Below are 14,892 nucleotides of genomic sequence, written 5' to 3'. Positions count from 1 at the left end.
GTTCATTGAATAGCTGACAAAACATCCAACAGCATGGATTTAAACTTCGGCCGATCGATGGCTTCACATACGCGCACGTTAGGTTCCTTGCCGAAACGTCCGTTGATATCCACCACGCTGTACCCACGCGTCAGTTCTCCTGCGGCTTCCACATCCACGTAATACTGGCCTGACTTCGTCATCAGCGATTCGTCTGCCGCTACCGCCATCAGCAGTGTATCCGGGTGTGTGGTTCCATTCAGCTTATGTACCGACTTGTTGAACTGCATAACGACTTTGTTGATTGCCGTGAAGAAATCTGCTCCGGATGTTCCAAGCGCTGCAATTTCTGCATGATCATCATCATCCATGACGGAGTATTGGGTGCACATCTCCCAGCCAACCATCGTGGTTGGAATGCCGGCGTGCAGTACAATTTTAGCTGCTTCCGGGTCAACGTAGAAGTTGTACTCTGCCGCTGGCGTAATGTTGCCCAGCGCATTATTCGTACCGCCCATAATGTAGAGATGAGCAATCTCCGGAATAATCGTTGGGTCCTTTTGAATCGCCATCGCAATGTTGGTCAGGGGTGCAATTGCCAGAAGAGAGATCTCTCCCGGATTGGCATGCACTTTCTCAATGATAAAATCAACCGCGTGGCCGCTTTCGGGACGCTGATCTGCCTTGGGGAAATGCGCGCCGCCCATGCCGTCGTCGCCATGCACATCTTCTACTGTACGGTGCTGCGCCTGCCCGTAGGCCATCAGCGGTCGTTCGCATCCTTTGTATACAGGCACCTTGCCGCCATGTCCAGCAACCTGCACGGTGTACAGAGCATTTTCAACCTCCTGGTCAAACTGGACGTTACCGCCCGTAATGGTGATGCCTTCCACTTGAAAGTGGTGCAGTGCCGTCAGGATCGCAATCGTATCGTCTCCTGCTGTATCTGTATCAATGATGACTTTTCTCATGATGCTGCGCTCCTTCTTCAGTTTGATATTCATTTAGAACACATATAAGAAATACACACTTGCACTCCAAGTACAGAACGATCTTACGATCGCTGTTATCCTCAGATTTTTTTATACCTTCTAAAAAGGTGAAAATCCGATGATAAAGGCGAACGCTTCGCTTCTCCAGATTCTTTCTGTCCTCTTCGTACATGTGTAATTGTTATATTCCCTCTAAATTATCATGTATCGCTAGGGTACATTTTACATCAAAAACGTACCGATGACGATGGAAACGCCGATGATAATGGAACGCAGCAGCTGGGCTACCGCCAGATTGCCTCTTGCGATCTCATCGCATACACGCATTTTTGGCGTCAGGAAATCAAATATAATATAGACCAGACACAAAATTATGATTCCTAGTGCAGACCAGAGCAGCATATCCAGCCATGAATGCGTGGAGAAGGACACCATACCGACAATGATGCACAGTCCTAGCAGCTTGCTGCCCATATACATACCCGCCGCTTCGTTACCTTTGGCGATTTCCTCACTATCGTTATACCGGGTTAATTTGCTAAAAGCAAAATACCCACATACCAATACAACCAGCAGAATGCCGACGCCTACCGCTACATTCAGCAGGTTCAAACCCAAATTATCCATTCTTACTCCTCCTCATCATCCATTACTTCCATTTACTGCAGCCGCACAATAATAGGCCATATCTCCGGTCACTTTCTCCCCAATCCGGGGCAGTATACCGGCAAAACGTCCACCTATGACAAACACGCCTGTCAGCAGATAACCGCTATATTCCCCGTCTTCTGTCAGGATGCTTGCCTGTTCCATCGGAACCAGCTGCTGATAAATCTTCGGTTGGTTATTATAATAAGCCGCGATATCTTCATCTTCGTCCTGTCCTGCTCCTGACGCGTCACTCACCGTTCCTTCACCCAGCAGCAGTGTGCCTCGGCCCTCACGACCCCAGTAGCTTTTTTCCACATAGGGAGTGGACTTCAGTTCAAAAGGGGCTGCTTCGAAATAGGTGGGCAGCAGATACCGGGAAATCGAATCCAGTTCCGCATCCGAAAACAACCGAAAGCCGCAGTACTCCGGTGTCTGTTCATTGCGCTCATAGAGTGACCAGATCGCAGCCATGAAGCCTTTGCTCTGCATCAGGACATGCTGTACGGGGTTCATCAGCCCAAGCCGGTTTTCCTCTACCAGTGCAAGCAAAGCCGCACCGATGTCCACACCTGTTGTCTCATCCCGATCATCAACGAGATACTCCAGCGGATACAGACGATACAGCAGCTGAATCTCGTGCCCATCATGATACAGCGCCTCTCCGGGAACAATCTCAAGTTCCTCCAGAGGAGCATAACGCACCTCATATCCGGCCTCCTGGCAGCGTCTCATCAGATACTCCGTATTGGTCCGGTCCTCCACATGCCCACCAAATGAGGTAAATGTCACTGGCCCTCGCAGCCCTTGCTCGGCATAAGACTCCAGCCACCTGCGGAAGCATTCCCGGATGCAGGCATCCATGTCTGCTGACGGCGCAGTGAATGCATCATCTTCAGCCATGCCTACCAAAATGCGCTCCAGAATCGCTGCTTCGGGTATACCAGTTGGGGTGTCGGTATTATTTTCGATACACTTGAACCCCGCCTCGCCGATAATCCAGTCCTGACGCGTAATGCCCCCAGTCACTGTCTCCATCCTGGCTGTCGCAATGAGCCCTGGATGAATACCCAGCTGCTGTTCCAAAAAGCTATCCGGCATATACTGCTGGATGAACCGCATGACTTTGCAGTATATGCCGTCGATAAGCTCAACTGCACGCTGCAATTCCTGCATTTCTTCTGGAGTATACAGGGTTAGTGAGGGTACGCAATATTGCTTGCCATACATTCGGTGATACGGCACATGCTGTCCGGCTTCGCCCGCAAATACCTCTTCGTGACGATAGGGCAGTGAGTGTATTGGCCTCATATCCTTTAGCCTCCCGAACTGCGGAAGAAGCTGCCAAAGCCGCTCGATTTGGATTTCGATTTACTATACGAGCTGTTCTTGCTACTACTGCTGCTACCACCGTATGAACCACCATAATAATAATGCCCACTGCTGGAATCATACTCACACCCGGTGTCATAATCCGGGTCGCACTCGTCATTACTCCCGCAGCCCGACAATACCGCAGGTACAGCCAGCATCAGGGAAAAGGCAACCAGCTTCGCCTTTGACCCGGGTTTCGATGAATGGTGCCGATCTTCTTCTGTCATTACAGGTCTACCTCCTTCATAAAAAACAACACTTTCCGGCGATCCGCATCCAGCACGGAATACACGAATTCATACGTCGTTCCGTTACGAACCATATAATGGTCCAGCAGACGCTCGGCGAGTTCCATCGTGTACGAGGAAGAGTCTGCGAGTTCCAACTCCTCAAATGCCTTTCCATTCCACAGCATGTACTCTGCGCTATACATCGAGGACATTTTGCACATGGCCAGTGCAGCGTCCGCAATCGCTGTACCGTAATCTGCAGGCATCTGGCTGTCGTATGCAGTCACATAGATGGCATGCTCCTGCAGATCCTCGCACTCATTGGACAGGTGGGCCCACAGTTTGTTTTTCATCAGGGTTGCATCCACCAGTTTGCGCATAAACAGCTCATCCCGGGTAACAGATACGTGCTCCAGCTGCCCGGTTTCGGCCTGCCGATCGTCCGACCAGCTTCGATAAGTCAATGCGTAATAGATAACGATAACCTCCCTTTTGTGTAGCTCTAAGGTGAGCCGCTTCAAAATCATACAAACGTATTTAACGCATGAGAAGGGAAAAAGTTACACTATTCCCTGTGACATGTAAATAAGGACATTCGCAATGCACCTTTTGAAGCCTATTACAGTGCAGGATGACTGTATTCATCATCCGGAAAACAAAAAGGCCGGAGACCTTCTCCGACCTTTCATGTTCGTCCTTGCTTTGACGAACGATCACAATTCAGCCCATTGGGTCAATAACTGGTTGTATTCACCCGACAGCTGCTCACGCTCATTCCACAGCTGTTCCAGCTCAGCAGAGCTTGCCTGCAATTCAAGCTGGTGGTCGAGCTCCTGAATCTGTGCCTCCAGACGAGCCAGCCTCTGTTCCAGCTGCTCGGCCGACTGTCGTTTCCCCGCTCCGTTCTCTCCTTGGCAAGAATTACGTTGTCCCTTAGATCCTGCACGCTCACGAGGAAGAGCCGGAATCGGAACGGCATGCTGGGCCGCTTCACCTGCTCGCATTTGCAGTTCAAGCTTTTTCTCCCGATAGGCTTCATAATCCCCAAGATAGGTGGTCATCTCACCATTCTCCAGCTCCCAGACACGTGAAGCCATACGGTTTACGAAGTAGCGATCATGAGAGATCGCAAGCACCGTGCCTTCAAAGTCAACCAAGGATTCTTCCAGCGCTTCCCTTGAAGCAATGTCCAGGTGGTTGGTTGGTTCATCCAGCAGCAGCACGTTCGGCTTGCGATGCACCAGCAGGGATAACCGTAGACGGGTCCACTCCCCGCCAGATAACTGCCCAACCGAGCGGAATACATCTGCCCCATAGAACAGGTATCTGGCCAGAATGCCACGCGCTTCGCCTTCTTCCACACCTGCCTCCAGGCGGAAATGTTCAAGCACGCTCAGCTTCGGATTGGATGGCTCCTCCTGCTGTGCCAGATAGCCGACATCCACGCGGGCTCCCCATTCAAGCTGACCAGAAGTAGCCAGCTCTTCTCCCAGCAGCAGCTTGAACAATGTGGTCTTGCCTGAGCCATTACGGCCAATCAAGGCCACCTTGTCTCCGAACTCCAGCAGCGCTGAAACGCCGCGCAGGATCGGACGTTCTCCGTAAGCCTTCTCCACCTGTTCAATCACCGCTACGCGGCGGCCCGTGCGGTCTGTAGGACGCACATCAAAATCCGCATTGCGCCGCTCCAGCACAGGCCGCTTCACCTGCTCCATCCGCTCCAGTGCCTTCCGCATCGAAGCGGCCCGCCGGAAGAACTTCTCGTTCCCGCCAATGCGTCCCCATTCCTCCAACTGACGGATCGTTTCCTTCATTTTCTTCATGACCTTCTGCTGCTCCTTGAACTCCTCAAATTGCTGCAGAAGCCGTTGTTCCTTCACCTTCATGTATTCCGTATAACCGCCTGCTGACGTTTGCGCTTCGCCATCTTCCAGCTCAAGTGTTCGGGTCACCACCTGGTCCAGAAAATAACGGTCATGGGAGATCAGCACGATCGTGCCTGTGTACTCCCGAAGATAGCCTTCCAGCCATTCCACCCGCTCCAGATCAAGGTGATTGGTCGGCTCATCCAGCAGCAGCAGATCTGGACGGACGATTAGCTGCGAAGCAAGTACGACGCGGGTCTGCTCTCCTCCGGAGAGGGAACCGAACCTCCAGCCATAGTGTGCTTTGGCAATATCCAGCCCGTCCGCCACCTGATCAATCCGTGCGTCCATCTCATACCCGCCCTCACGTTCAAACCGCTCCTGCAGTGCGGCATATCGTTTCAACAAGCGTTCCAATTGGTCTGGATCTGCTGCATAGTCCGGATCAGACATCTGCTGCTCCATTTCCTTCATGCGGCTGCGGCACTCCATAAGCGCTTTGAATCCCAGAGCCAGCACATCCAGTACCGTATAATCATCCAGTCCTTCCGGCACCTGCGCTACATAGCCGATCCTTGTATCTTTTTTGATCATTAATTGCCCTTCGTCCGGCTGATTCAGCCGGGCCATCAGGCGCATCAGTGTCGTTTTGCCGCTTCCGTTGCGGCCGATGAGGGCGACTTTGTCCCCCTCCATAATCTCAAAAGTAATGCCGTCCAGCACCAGATGTGCTCCGTGATATTGAGTCAGTTGTTGCGCGCTAATGATCATCATAATAAGGTTCCTCCTATGGTATGGAAGATCCTGACCGCAACACAAAAAGAGCCGCAGAGGTTAGCTCCGCGGCCCTTCAGAATTCAAGCTTAATCGCTTATCGTCCGAATGAGGTCAAGGCAGGCATCTTCTCGCAATGGTTAACTTCCGTATATTCAAAATTGGACAGACTTCTCCCGTTGTAGCGAAAAGTGTGAACAATGCCAGCCATAGCAATCGGCAGCTGGCTAATACGGTTGTTAAGCATCTCGTGATTCACCTGTCTTCACCTCCCTTATCATAATTAATGCCAATATATCACAGACGATTGCATCTCTGCAACCATGTCATGCGCCTAGCATCCTCGTCCCTTTTGCAGACGTCACCCTCAGACAGCTACAGTTATGACCTAAGATAGGTCATCTTAATATCTGCTAGGGAATCCAAATTTATTTCAATACGCATGTCTTCATGTTCATTAATGGCAATCAACGTTTTACCTCTAACACTTAATTTTTTTATAGGATTGGTTTCATCCAAAAAAATACCCCAGATCAAACTATTGTTTGCGTCTGTGCAGGCAATGAAGCCTTCATTCCCCATTTGGCCATCCCCGCCATAGATTTTTCCACCCTGATAGTCCATACTTGTCCAAGCATCAACTGCGGTCCAATAATCATCGTTATATTTATCAATGCTCTCGATGGTTGTATCACACAGGGGAGTACAGGAGATTGTGCGCTCATTATTGTTAGGGTTGTAATATTTGCTGATATTTAAGATGATGACGTCTCCATTTGCAAAAGCAATGCAATTCATTCCGGGTAACTCACGTTGTTCAGCAGACCAGTGTTTCATCATTAGGCTGTTCATTATGTTTTCCTTTCAGTTATTGCATCAAGTCTGTGGCTCCTTCCCCCAAGACCTGATCATTTCCTTCTCCGACGCTGCAGCACCAGAGCCGTAATGGCGACCGTAATCAACGTCAATAAGCCCGATGTACCCAGAGCTGCACCAAGCAGTGCATATCCGATACCGTTCCATCCACCAATATCGATGCTGATCATGATGACAATAGCCCCGCCAAGCAGCGTCAGACACGGCAGGATCGACTGAATCCATGTCATTCTGCGCCCCTGCATCCGATACACGATCCATTCTATCAGCAGCTGCACCAACCACATGCCAACCGTCCACAGAATAACGATATCCACAAAATCCTCTCCTTACGATCGGATATTAATACCGCAGTCCCCTACTTCAACCAGTCTGCAAAAAAGTTCCGGTACCCTTCCTTCATAATTGTGCGCGAAAAGGCTCCAAACGCATACTCCCGGTTGTCCTCCGATACATTGCGCGGTGCAGCAGCTGCCATATTCAACAGCTCAAACCAGTTATCCTCATTGCCTGCAAAGGCATGTGTAGAACGAATATGGCCGTAGCATGCATGCTCAGGCTTCACGATCATTTTGCCCATAGCCATCGCTTCCGTCAGGGGCATCGCAAACGTATCAAACGCAGAGCAGCTCCAATACACCTTGGCAGAGTTCATCAGGGTAAAGACCTCATCCTGGGTCAATGCAAACTGAAGTTTCACATTGTCCGGTATGTCGTACTTCTTCATGCTCTCCTCATAACGCCGTCCCCCAAATACCATGTACACTTCCTTGTCCGGATTCTGCCGGGCATATTCCAGCACCAGATCCGGGCGACGATTCGCTTCATCCCGGCCGATCCAGAGCACGCGGTTGTGCACGACCTGACTTGGGTCATAATGGTGGTGTGCCAGTTCCTCATTGAAGCCGATCGGAATGACGCTCACATCATGTACGCCGAAGTTGCGTCCGAGTTCTGTTTTCAAAAACTCCGTCTGCACAATGGCTTTATCCACCATGCTATAGAATGGCTTCATCATCTCATACCCCGTCAGTGCCGGGTCAGGGAAGCTGTGCGGAAACAGTACACTTTTGGGCAAAAACATCTTCAAAAACGTAAACCCGGATACCGTGTAGATGACATGCTCTATATTTTGGCTATATATCTGGTCAAGCACGATATCGTAGTTCACCAGATCTCCCTTCTCGTGTTCATAACCGGGCAGCCAGTCATACCCGCTCACATGGCGCTCCGGCGATATAAAAACAATATCTACCCCAAGCTCCAGACCGATCTGCTTCAGCCGATCAGCGAATACGCGCGGTCCCTGCGCCTCGGTGAATTGAATTTTCCGCATAACGAGTCCTACTTTACGCATGTTCTGCCCCCTCATGTCTATTCGGTAAATAGCTGGTTCATGCACTGTTCCAGCGTGGTTGCCGTCTCATTCCATTGATTGCGTAGCTGCTCCTCTGGCCACACGCAGTCTTCCTTCTGCAGATCCGAATCGATCAAGCGCAGCATCCAGAGCGAGAATACAATGGCATACGCGGCATACCATCTTCGAAAAGAAATTCTTTCGACCCGCTGCCCGCGCTGCTCCAGCTCGTTCAGATACGTCTGAATGATCCGCTCCCGAAGCTGTGGTGTAACATGTCTCGGAAACAGCGGATGAGACAGATCCACCAGATGATATACATCCCAGAGGGGCGTATTCAGATGAGCATGTTCCCAATCGATAATGACAAGTCTGCCATTCACATCGGCCATATTGCCGGGATGCAGGTCTCCGTGACACAGGACAATCGGAAGTTCTTGGTCAGCTGCTTGGATAAGCGCCCTGATCTCGTCCCAAGCAGGTGCAGAGAGCGTCATTCCCAGCTTGGACAGCAATTCATCCGTTGATTCCTGGGCATCCCAGAGTTCCTGCAGCATGTTGCCAATGGACGGCTTCTGGCCCACACGCGGCAGCTCGTCCCATTGGGGTACCCAGAGCGTGTGCCATTCCGCCATATGTACAGCTGCGGACAGCATCGCACCTTCCTGCAAATCATGCACAAGCGGCCCCAGGTCCTCGTAGATCAGCCAGCTCTGTTCCGGAGCGATGGCTTCGTCAGAGGAGTCTATTAGCCTCGGATAAATGGAAGGCAGTAAGGACAATACATTCATGGATATCCACCGTTCACGCCCATGCTGTCCCAGATTCGTGAGTGGTTTGAAAATGTAACTCTCTCCGGTGTGAACCGTAAATCGCTCCACATATCTACCGTTCATCCCCTTGTAGAGCTGCTCCCGGCTGGTTATAGCCTGTTCATTCAGGGTCCCATCAGCCGTAACCCAGCCATGTGCATGTTTGTTCATGATCAACACCGTCCATTCGTCTTTCCGTACCTGCTCATTGTATGTTCTATCCATCATACGTTGCTGCGCACATGCCCGCAAGCGTGAAACGAAGTACTCTCGCCCTAAGGAAAACAAAAAAAAGACGCACATGAGGATAATCCAAGATTATCTACATGTACGCCTTTTTCTTCGTCATTGCTCGCTCTGCTTCATCATCAATGTCGCAGTTCGTGACTTCCCTATAGCTAGAGAGGCTAAACTTCGACCGACAACCTTTCATAGAAGCGACGAATTACACGCTCTGCCGGTTTACCATACACACCGTAACCATCATCGGTCAGAGCATTCTTTTCCTGATACAGGTTCGCACTCCAGTCCCATAGACCGAATCCCCGTACCCATTCCCGCTGGCTGGCATGCCTAAACATGGCCTCGTAGAAACGCTCCTGTTCCTCCGCACTGACCGCACCTTCCAGGCCCCAATCGTTCGGCACCTGGGCTGATCCACTGCGGCTGGGACAGCCTGCTTCCGCGAAGAAAAACGGTTTTCCGTAAGGGGCAATCTCCTGTTCGATCCGGTCCAGCTGCGCTTCCCAGTCTCCGAGGGGATAGTATCCGCTCGATGAAATCACATCCACCGCATCCCACCATGTCACATGACCTTCCTGATACTTGTCCGTATTGTACGACACAAGTCCGGAGTACACCTCACGTACAGCAGCAATCACCTCGCGCCATTCCTTACTACGACGCTCGGACTGTACCATCTCGCAGCCAACGATAAACATCTCGCATTTCTCCTGCTCGGCAATGGCTGCATAGTGCTTCTGATAAGCGGTATAACTGCGGAACCAGTCCTTCCACTTCGGCTCACACGGCACATCGATATCAAAAAAGTTAATGTGTGCACGCCACGTGCCATCGGTGCAATTAACGGTTGGTTTCAAAATCACGCGCAGCCCAAGCGTGCGAGCATAACGAATCATATCCAGCAATTCGTCATCCTCCACCATATGCTCTCCCCGATACCTGACTTCTACCGCCTGTGGGTGATCCTGAAGTGCTGCCAGCGCAAAAATGACATGCGAACTGCCCGTTCGTTCAGCCATCAGGCGCAGGGACTCTTTGGCTTCCGGTTTACAGAATTCCCCTCTGCCGCTCATCCAGCCAAATGTAAACCCCTTAATGTACTCCATATGCATTGCCTTGTAGAACCCCTTTCAATCTATAAAAATGTCCAATTACAGCTTGCCTTCCTCGCGGTCTCCAGCGATGACTTCGTCCGTCTCGATGACGTAATTTACGATCTCTTCCACGGTGGTGTAAGCCACGCCAACATACGTATCTGCAGCTCCATAATAAATGGCGATTCGACCCGTCTCCGCATCATGCAGTGTGGCGCATGGGAAGATGACATTGTCCACAAAGCCTTGCTCCTCGTACCATTTTTCCGGTGTCAGTACGAAATTGGAGGAACGATATTTCACTTTCGATGGCTCATCCAAATCCAGAATGACTGCACCCATGCTGTATACAAATCCGTTGCATGTTCCGGTGACGCCGTGGTAGAACATCAGCCAGCCTTCAGATGTTTCAATCGGAGCAGGACCGCCGCCAATCTTGACCGATTGCCACCATCCCTGTCCGCCCTTGCTCATGACATGGCGATGCTTGCCCCAGTAAACAAGATCAGGACTTTCACTCAGAAAAATGTCGCCGAACGGCGTGTGGCCGCTGTCACTCGGTCTGGACAGCATGACATAGTTATCATTGATTTTGCGCGGAAACAACACGCCATTGCGATTGAACGGCAGCATCGGGTTCTCGAGACGGACAAACGTTTTGAAATCATCCGTCTTCGCCAGACCAAGTGCGGCCCCGTAAAAATCGGTACACCAGATGATGTAATACGTGTCTTCCACCTTAACCAGACGCGGATCGTACGCATAGTTCGGCATGAAGGGATCGCCATTCTCATCTATGAAAGAAATACGCTCCTCTTCAATGGTCCATGTAAGACCGTCTTCACTCGAACCCATATGCAGGTGCGGACGGCCATTAATCGTTTCGGCGCGGAACACCCCAATGAACTTTCCTTCATAAGGAACAACGGCACTGTTGAAAATTCGGGCAACCCCCTTGACCGGGTTACGCGGCACGACTGGATTGGCTGAATGTCTCCAGACCGGCCCTTCTGTTCCCTCCGGTTTATCCTCCCAAGGCATATGGGGCAAGGCATCTCCAACAATGTGTACGTTTTTTGCATCAACTACTGTCATCGTTTCATTTCTCCCTTCGGTGATAAAGGTGAACACTATGTTTCTCCAGGCTTTTTCTGCCCTCTCCGTTCCTATGCATGTCCATACCATTTCGTACAACCTTCGCTTTTTATTTCACAGAGCCTTGGGCGAAGCCGTTGTAGATGTACTTCTGTAACAGCAGGAAGATGATCATCGTTGGAATAATGGCAATCATGATGCCGGCGCTGATGACCTCCCACTGGGAACCGAATGGCCCCTTGAATTTGAACAGGGCCGTGGATATCACCTGCAGATCTGTCTTGGGCATATACAGAAACGGCGTGTAGAAATCGTTGTAGATGTTGACCCCTTTTACGATAATGACCGTAACAATCGCCGGTTTCAGCAGGGGCAAGATGATTTTCCAGTAGATCGTGAAGTAGGAGGCCCCGTCCAGCATGGCGGATTCATCCAGTGCATTGGAGATAGAACCCAGGAACTGGAGGAAAATATACACCGCAATGATATCTGTCCCCAGGTACATCACAATGGCTGCCCAGCGGGTGTTGAACAGATCCAGGGCGTTAATAATCTGGAATGTGGCGACCTGTGTCGTAACACTGGGGATCAGGGTAGCGAGCAGGAACGCGGCAACCATGATTTTTTTACCTTTAAACTTGAAACGATCCAGCACGTAAGCGATCATGGAGCCCGTTAAAGTCGCACCCACGATGGAAATAATCAGGATAATAATCGTATTTTTGAAACCGACCAGCATGTTGCCGTCCACAAAAGCCTTGGTATAGTTCGCAAAGTTCAGCCAGTTGGCTGGCGGGGCAAGCGGACTGCTCGTTGCATATTCGGCGTTGGTCTTAAGCGATGCAAACAGCACCACAACGATGGGTACAAGCGCAATGAACGCGGCAAGAATAAGTGAGGCATATTTGAATAGACTCGCAAGGGTATATTTGAGTTGATGCACGTTCATTCCTCCCCTTTCATGGTGACACGCTGAACGAGCGTAACGAGAATGACGATGAACAGCAGCACAACGGCCATGGCCGATGCCAAGCCCAGTTTGCCGTACTTGAACGCCAAGTGGACCGTCTGGATGACAAAGGTCTCACTTCCGTTGGAGCCGTCGGTCATAATGTATGGAATATCGAACGCACTGATTGCGCCGCTAATCGCCAAGATCAGGTTTAGCTGCAGGATACGCGTAATGCTCGGCAGGATAATATGGCGAAACTGCTGCCAGCGATTGGCCCCGTCAATATCCGAAGCTTCATAGACATCCTTTTGTATGGAAGATATCGCACCGAGGAAGATGATGAAGTTGAAGCCCATGTATCTCCATACGGATGCGCCTGCGAGTGACACGTTAATAATGTTCGGATTCCCCAGCCAGAGCTGGGTATACTGCCCAAGTCCAACAGCCTGCATGAGGGTATCGAGGGTACCGTCCGGTTTGAAGAAAAAGAGGAAGATAAATCCGATCGCTACGCCATTCAGCAGATAGGGAAAGAATAATATCCCTTTGAAAAAGTTTTTGCCTCGAATTTTGAAACTCAGGATTGTTGCAAAGTAAAGGGCCAGGCCCATTTGTATGAACGTGGCAGCAAAATAGTAGAGACTGACAATAAACACTTTGAAATATTCAGGGTCACTGAATATCCGCGTGTAGTTCTCAAACCCAACATAGTCGAATCTTTTGCTGTATCCGTTCCAGTCGGTGAAGCTGTATTTGAACATGTTAATGACAGGCAAATAGGCAAACGTGAACAGTAGTGCCAACGGAATAATTGAGAAGGCACAGATGATAAATATGCGCTGCGCTGAATAACCCCAATTCGAAATCTTTAAGTATTTCATGCTCTCCACACCTCCAAGCGGTTCTGCCGCTTTTATATCGAAAGACTCCCGCCCAATTACGCTGATAAAACCACTACTGAAGATGGCATTTCACATCCTGCATTCAGATGCAAAATGCCTTGATGAAAAAGGGAAACCCTTCTTCCTTCAGTCCGTGTGCAATGCCTCGCTGTATGTCAACGGTTGGTCAGACGTACGTATTGCAGTGACAACGTTGCATCTGCTGCAAACTGCTTACTTCGTGAGTTCTGCCCGCGCTTTCACCCATTTGTCATTCAGGTCCTTCATGATGTCATCATACGATTCGCTGCGGTTACCGATGGCTGCTTCGATAATGCGTTTCTTGAAGTCTGGCTGCCAGAGGCCGATCTCGCCTTCATTGTCGATCTTATCTACCAGGCCTTCCTGTCCTTCTTTGGCAGGGGTTAATGTGGAGAATGTAACGTCCTTGTATTGATCCAAAATGGGTGGCAGCTCCGCACTTTTGTCTGCACTCATGCCTCCGCCTTGCTCAACCGCATAGTTTGATTTCGCGAGGAACCAGTCAATCCACGCTTTCGCAGCAGGCTTGTTCTCGCTATTCACGTTCATGCCGATGTTATAGTCTGCAGCGAGCGGAACGACTACATCACTTGCATTTGTAGGGAATGGCAAGAATCCAATATTATCCGGTGTATCCGTCAAGCCCTGGATTTGCGTAATCGCCCATGATCCCAGCGCCATCGTTGCAATTTTGCCATTTGCAAGGTCAGCCTTGGAGCTTTCCCAATCGGTTGTGGTTGGATCCTTCTCGATCAGGCCATTCTTGGCTGCATCATAGAGCACTTTGTACAATTCATAATGCGGCTTACCAGCCACAAAGTTCTCATCCGTGTTCGGCTGATCAATGTTAACGTAGTCCACACTGCCTGCAACCGTCGCCAGATCGGATTCCCACTGCGTCAAAGCCCAACCAGACGCATAGTTGGTGTACAGAGGAATTGCATCCGTGTTGTCTTTCACAAGTTGGAGGGCTGCCTGGAACTGCTCAGGCGTCTTGGGCACTTCCGTAATGCCGGCATCCTTGAATACCTGTTTGTTATAGATAATTCCAGAGAACGTGATAACTGTAGGGATACCATATACCTGTCCATCGACCATACGTTCTTCAATCCCTGTGTACTTGTCTTTCAACTCGTCATACGTGCCAAGCGGTTCAAAAAAGTCCGGGATATCTGCGATAGGTACGCTGGTCGGAATCATCAGCACGTCACCGTAGTCTTTGGTACTCATCCGGATTTTCACTTGGCCCTCGTAATCGGCCAGTGCCTGAAAGTTAACTTTGACATCCGGATACTCCTTGTTAAATGCTGCTGCGTAATCCTTGAATACGGTATCAACAATATCCGTACGCTGTGTCAAAACGGTAATTTCACCCTGGATATCCGCAGGATCTGTGCTGATATCCTCCCCTGCCTGTGAAGATTCGCCTCCGGAAGAGCAAGCTGCGAGTAGAGAAGTAATGAGCAGCATCGTAAGCAGAAGCATCCAGCCTTTGTTTTTCTTCAATTGATTCGACCCCTTTGCTAAGTTAATTTAAGTTATCGTTAAGGTTACAAAATGGATTTTATTATGGTAACGCTTACCTGTCAATTAAATTATTTATTACTTAACAAAAGTTTTTCTCAAATGATTCGTTGACAACGTCTATATCCGAATCTAATATTATTAAATAAAGTTA

At 50.0% G+C, this 14,892-nt stretch carries 16 protein-coding genes; all 16 read right to left on the bottom strand.

Annotated elements, in window-relative coordinates; genetic code table 11:
• Positions 1-2: 2 nt before the first annotated feature.
• The 16 genes from AC3WQ3_RS01315 to AC3WQ3_RS01240 all read right to left on the bottom strand — a co-directional run bounded on the left by AC3WQ3_RS01315 (position 3) and on the right by AC3WQ3_RS01240 (position 14,720).
• On the bottom strand, positions 3-950 hold the full coding sequence (locus AC3WQ3_RS01315; RefSeq protein WP_095360156.1) for a nucleoside hydrolase: 948 nt from the start codon (positions 948-950) through the stop codon (positions 3-5).
• Between the two features lie 243 nt (positions 951-1,193).
• Entirely contained in the window at positions 1,194-1,598 is a 405-nt protein-coding gene (locus AC3WQ3_RS01310; protein ID WP_492471224.1) for a DUF350 domain-containing protein, read from the bottom strand.
• A 15-nt stretch (positions 1,599-1,613) separates the two neighbouring features.
• Positions 1,614-2,930, bottom strand: a complete 1,317-nt coding sequence (locus tag AC3WQ3_RS01305) for a glutathionylspermidine synthase family protein (RefSeq protein ID WP_492471223.1) — start codon at positions 2,928-2,930, stop codon at positions 1,614-1,616.
• A gap of 5 nt (positions 2,931-2,935) precedes the next feature.
• On the bottom strand, positions 2,936-3,220 hold the full coding sequence (locus AC3WQ3_RS01300; RefSeq protein WP_336782378.1) for a hypothetical protein: 285 nt from the start codon (positions 3,218-3,220) through the stop codon (positions 2,936-2,938).
• On the bottom strand, positions 3,220-3,687 hold the full coding sequence (locus AC3WQ3_RS01295) for a hypothetical protein (protein WP_492471222.1): 468 nt from the start codon (positions 3,685-3,687) through the stop codon (positions 3,220-3,222). The genes AC3WQ3_RS01300 and AC3WQ3_RS01295 overlap by 1 nt, the downstream gene beginning before the upstream one ends.
• 249 nt (positions 3,688-3,936) lie before the next feature.
• Positions 3,937-5,862 (bottom strand): ribosomal protection-like ABC-F family protein, encoded by a 1,926-nt coding sequence (abc-f, locus tag AC3WQ3_RS01290; protein WP_492471221.1) that lies wholly within the window; start codon positions 5,860-5,862, stop codon positions 3,937-3,939.
• Between the two features lie 97 nt (positions 5,863-5,959).
• Positions 5,960-6,109, bottom strand: a complete 150-nt coding sequence (locus tag AC3WQ3_RS01285) for a hypothetical protein (protein ID WP_492471220.1) — start codon at positions 6,107-6,109, stop codon at positions 5,960-5,962.
• Positions 6,110-6,243: 134 nt separating this feature from the next.
• Positions 6,244-6,702 (bottom strand): hypothetical protein, encoded by a 459-nt coding sequence (locus AC3WQ3_RS01280; protein WP_492471219.1) that lies wholly within the window; start codon positions 6,700-6,702, stop codon positions 6,244-6,246.
• 68 nt (positions 6,703-6,770) lie between these two features.
• Positions 6,771-7,055 carry a YesK family protein gene (locus tag AC3WQ3_RS01275; protein ID WP_154894573.1) on the bottom strand — a complete coding sequence of 95 codons (285 nt, stop codon included), beginning with the start codon at positions 7,053-7,055 and terminating at the stop codon, positions 6,771-6,773.
• A 41-nt stretch (positions 7,056-7,096) separates the two neighbouring features.
• Positions 7,097-8,095 carry a glycosyltransferase gene (locus AC3WQ3_RS01270; protein ID WP_492471218.1) on the bottom strand — a complete coding sequence of 333 codons (999 nt, stop codon included), beginning with the start codon at positions 8,093-8,095 and terminating at the stop codon, positions 7,097-7,099.
• A 17-nt stretch (positions 8,096-8,112) separates the two neighbouring features.
• Positions 8,113-9,132 (bottom strand): phosphotransferase family protein, encoded by a 1,020-nt coding sequence (locus AC3WQ3_RS01265; protein ID WP_492471217.1) that lies wholly within the window; start codon positions 9,130-9,132, stop codon positions 8,113-8,115.
• A gap of 182 nt (positions 9,133-9,314) precedes the next feature.
• The gene (locus AC3WQ3_RS01260) at positions 9,315-10,256 is read right to left on the bottom strand and encodes a glycoside hydrolase family 113 (RefSeq protein ID WP_492471215.1); all 942 of its coding nucleotides are present in this window, start codon (positions 10,254-10,256) and stop codon (positions 9,315-9,317) included.
• A 45-nt stretch (positions 10,257-10,301) separates the two neighbouring features.
• Positions 10,302-11,339 carry a glycoside hydrolase family 130 protein gene (locus AC3WQ3_RS01255; RefSeq protein WP_492471214.1) on the bottom strand — a complete coding sequence of 346 codons (1,038 nt, stop codon included), beginning with the start codon at positions 11,337-11,339 and terminating at the stop codon, positions 10,302-10,304.
• 109 nt (positions 11,340-11,448) lie between these two features.
• Complete coding sequence (locus AC3WQ3_RS01250; protein WP_227779688.1) at positions 11,449-12,288, bottom strand: carbohydrate ABC transporter permease; 840 nt, start codon at positions 12,286-12,288, stop codon at positions 11,449-11,451.
• Positions 12,285-13,172, bottom strand: a complete 888-nt coding sequence (locus AC3WQ3_RS01245; protein ID WP_095290862.1) for a carbohydrate ABC transporter permease — start codon at positions 13,170-13,172, stop codon at positions 12,285-12,287. The genes AC3WQ3_RS01250 and AC3WQ3_RS01245 overlap by 4 nt, the downstream gene beginning before the upstream one ends.
• 234 nt (positions 13,173-13,406) lie before the next feature.
• Positions 13,407-14,720 carry an ABC transporter substrate-binding protein gene (locus tag AC3WQ3_RS01240; protein WP_492471213.1) on the bottom strand — a complete coding sequence of 438 codons (1,314 nt, stop codon included), beginning with the start codon at positions 14,718-14,720 and terminating at the stop codon, positions 13,407-13,409.
• Between the last annotated feature and the right edge of the window lie 172 nt (positions 14,721-14,892).

This window comes from Paenibacillus sp. FW104-T2, assembly GCF_058789975.1.
This window is presented reverse-complemented; position numbering and strand designations above follow the sequence as displayed.

Bases quoted from the DNA above. Each gene is read 5' to 3' on its own strand.
- AC3WQ3_RS01260 (WP_492471215.1), bottom strand. From the start codon at position 10,256: ATGGAGTACATTAAGGGGTTTACATTTGGCTGGATGAGCGGCAGAGGG.
- AC3WQ3_RS01265 (WP_492471217.1), bottom strand. From the start codon at position 9,132: ATGGATAGAACATACAATGAGCAGGTACGGAAAGACGAATGGACGGTG.
- AC3WQ3_RS01250 (WP_227779688.1), bottom strand. From the start codon at position 12,288: ATGAACGTGCATCAACTCAAATATACCCTTGCGAGTCTATTCAAATAT.
- AC3WQ3_RS01270 (WP_492471218.1), bottom strand. From the start codon at position 8,095: ATGCGTAAAGTAGGACTCGTTATGCGGAAAATTCAATTCACCGAGGCG.
- AC3WQ3_RS01315 (WP_095360156.1), bottom strand. From the start codon at position 950: ATGAGAAAAGTCATCATTGATACAGATACAGCAGGAGACGATACGATT.
- AC3WQ3_RS01245 (WP_095290862.1), bottom strand. From the start codon at position 13,172: ATGAAATACTTAAAGATTTCGAATTGGGGTTATTCAGCGCAGCGCATA.
- AC3WQ3_RS01310 (WP_492471224.1), bottom strand. From the start codon at position 1,598: ATGGATAATTTGGGTTTGAACCTGCTGAATGTAGCGGTAGGCGTCGGC.
- abc-f (WP_492471221.1), bottom strand. From the start codon at position 5,862: ATGATGATCATTAGCGCGCAACAACTGACTCAATATCACGGAGCACAT.
- AC3WQ3_RS01255 (WP_492471214.1), bottom strand. From the start codon at position 11,339: ATGACAGTAGTTGATGCAAAAAACGTACACATTGTTGGAGATGCCTTG.
- AC3WQ3_RS01300 (WP_336782378.1), bottom strand. From the start codon at position 3,220: ATGACAGAAGAAGATCGGCACCATTCATCGAAACCCGGGTCAAAGGCG.
- AC3WQ3_RS01305 (WP_492471223.1), bottom strand. From the start codon at position 2,930: ATGAGGCCAATACACTCACTGCCCTATCGTCACGAAGAGGTATTTGCG.
- AC3WQ3_RS01285 (WP_492471220.1), bottom strand. From the start codon at position 6,109: ATGCTTAACAACCGTATTAGCCAGCTGCCGATTGCTATGGCTGGCATT.
- AC3WQ3_RS01280 (WP_492471219.1), bottom strand. From the start codon at position 6,702: ATGATGAAACACTGGTCTGCTGAACAACGTGAGTTACCCGGAATGAAT.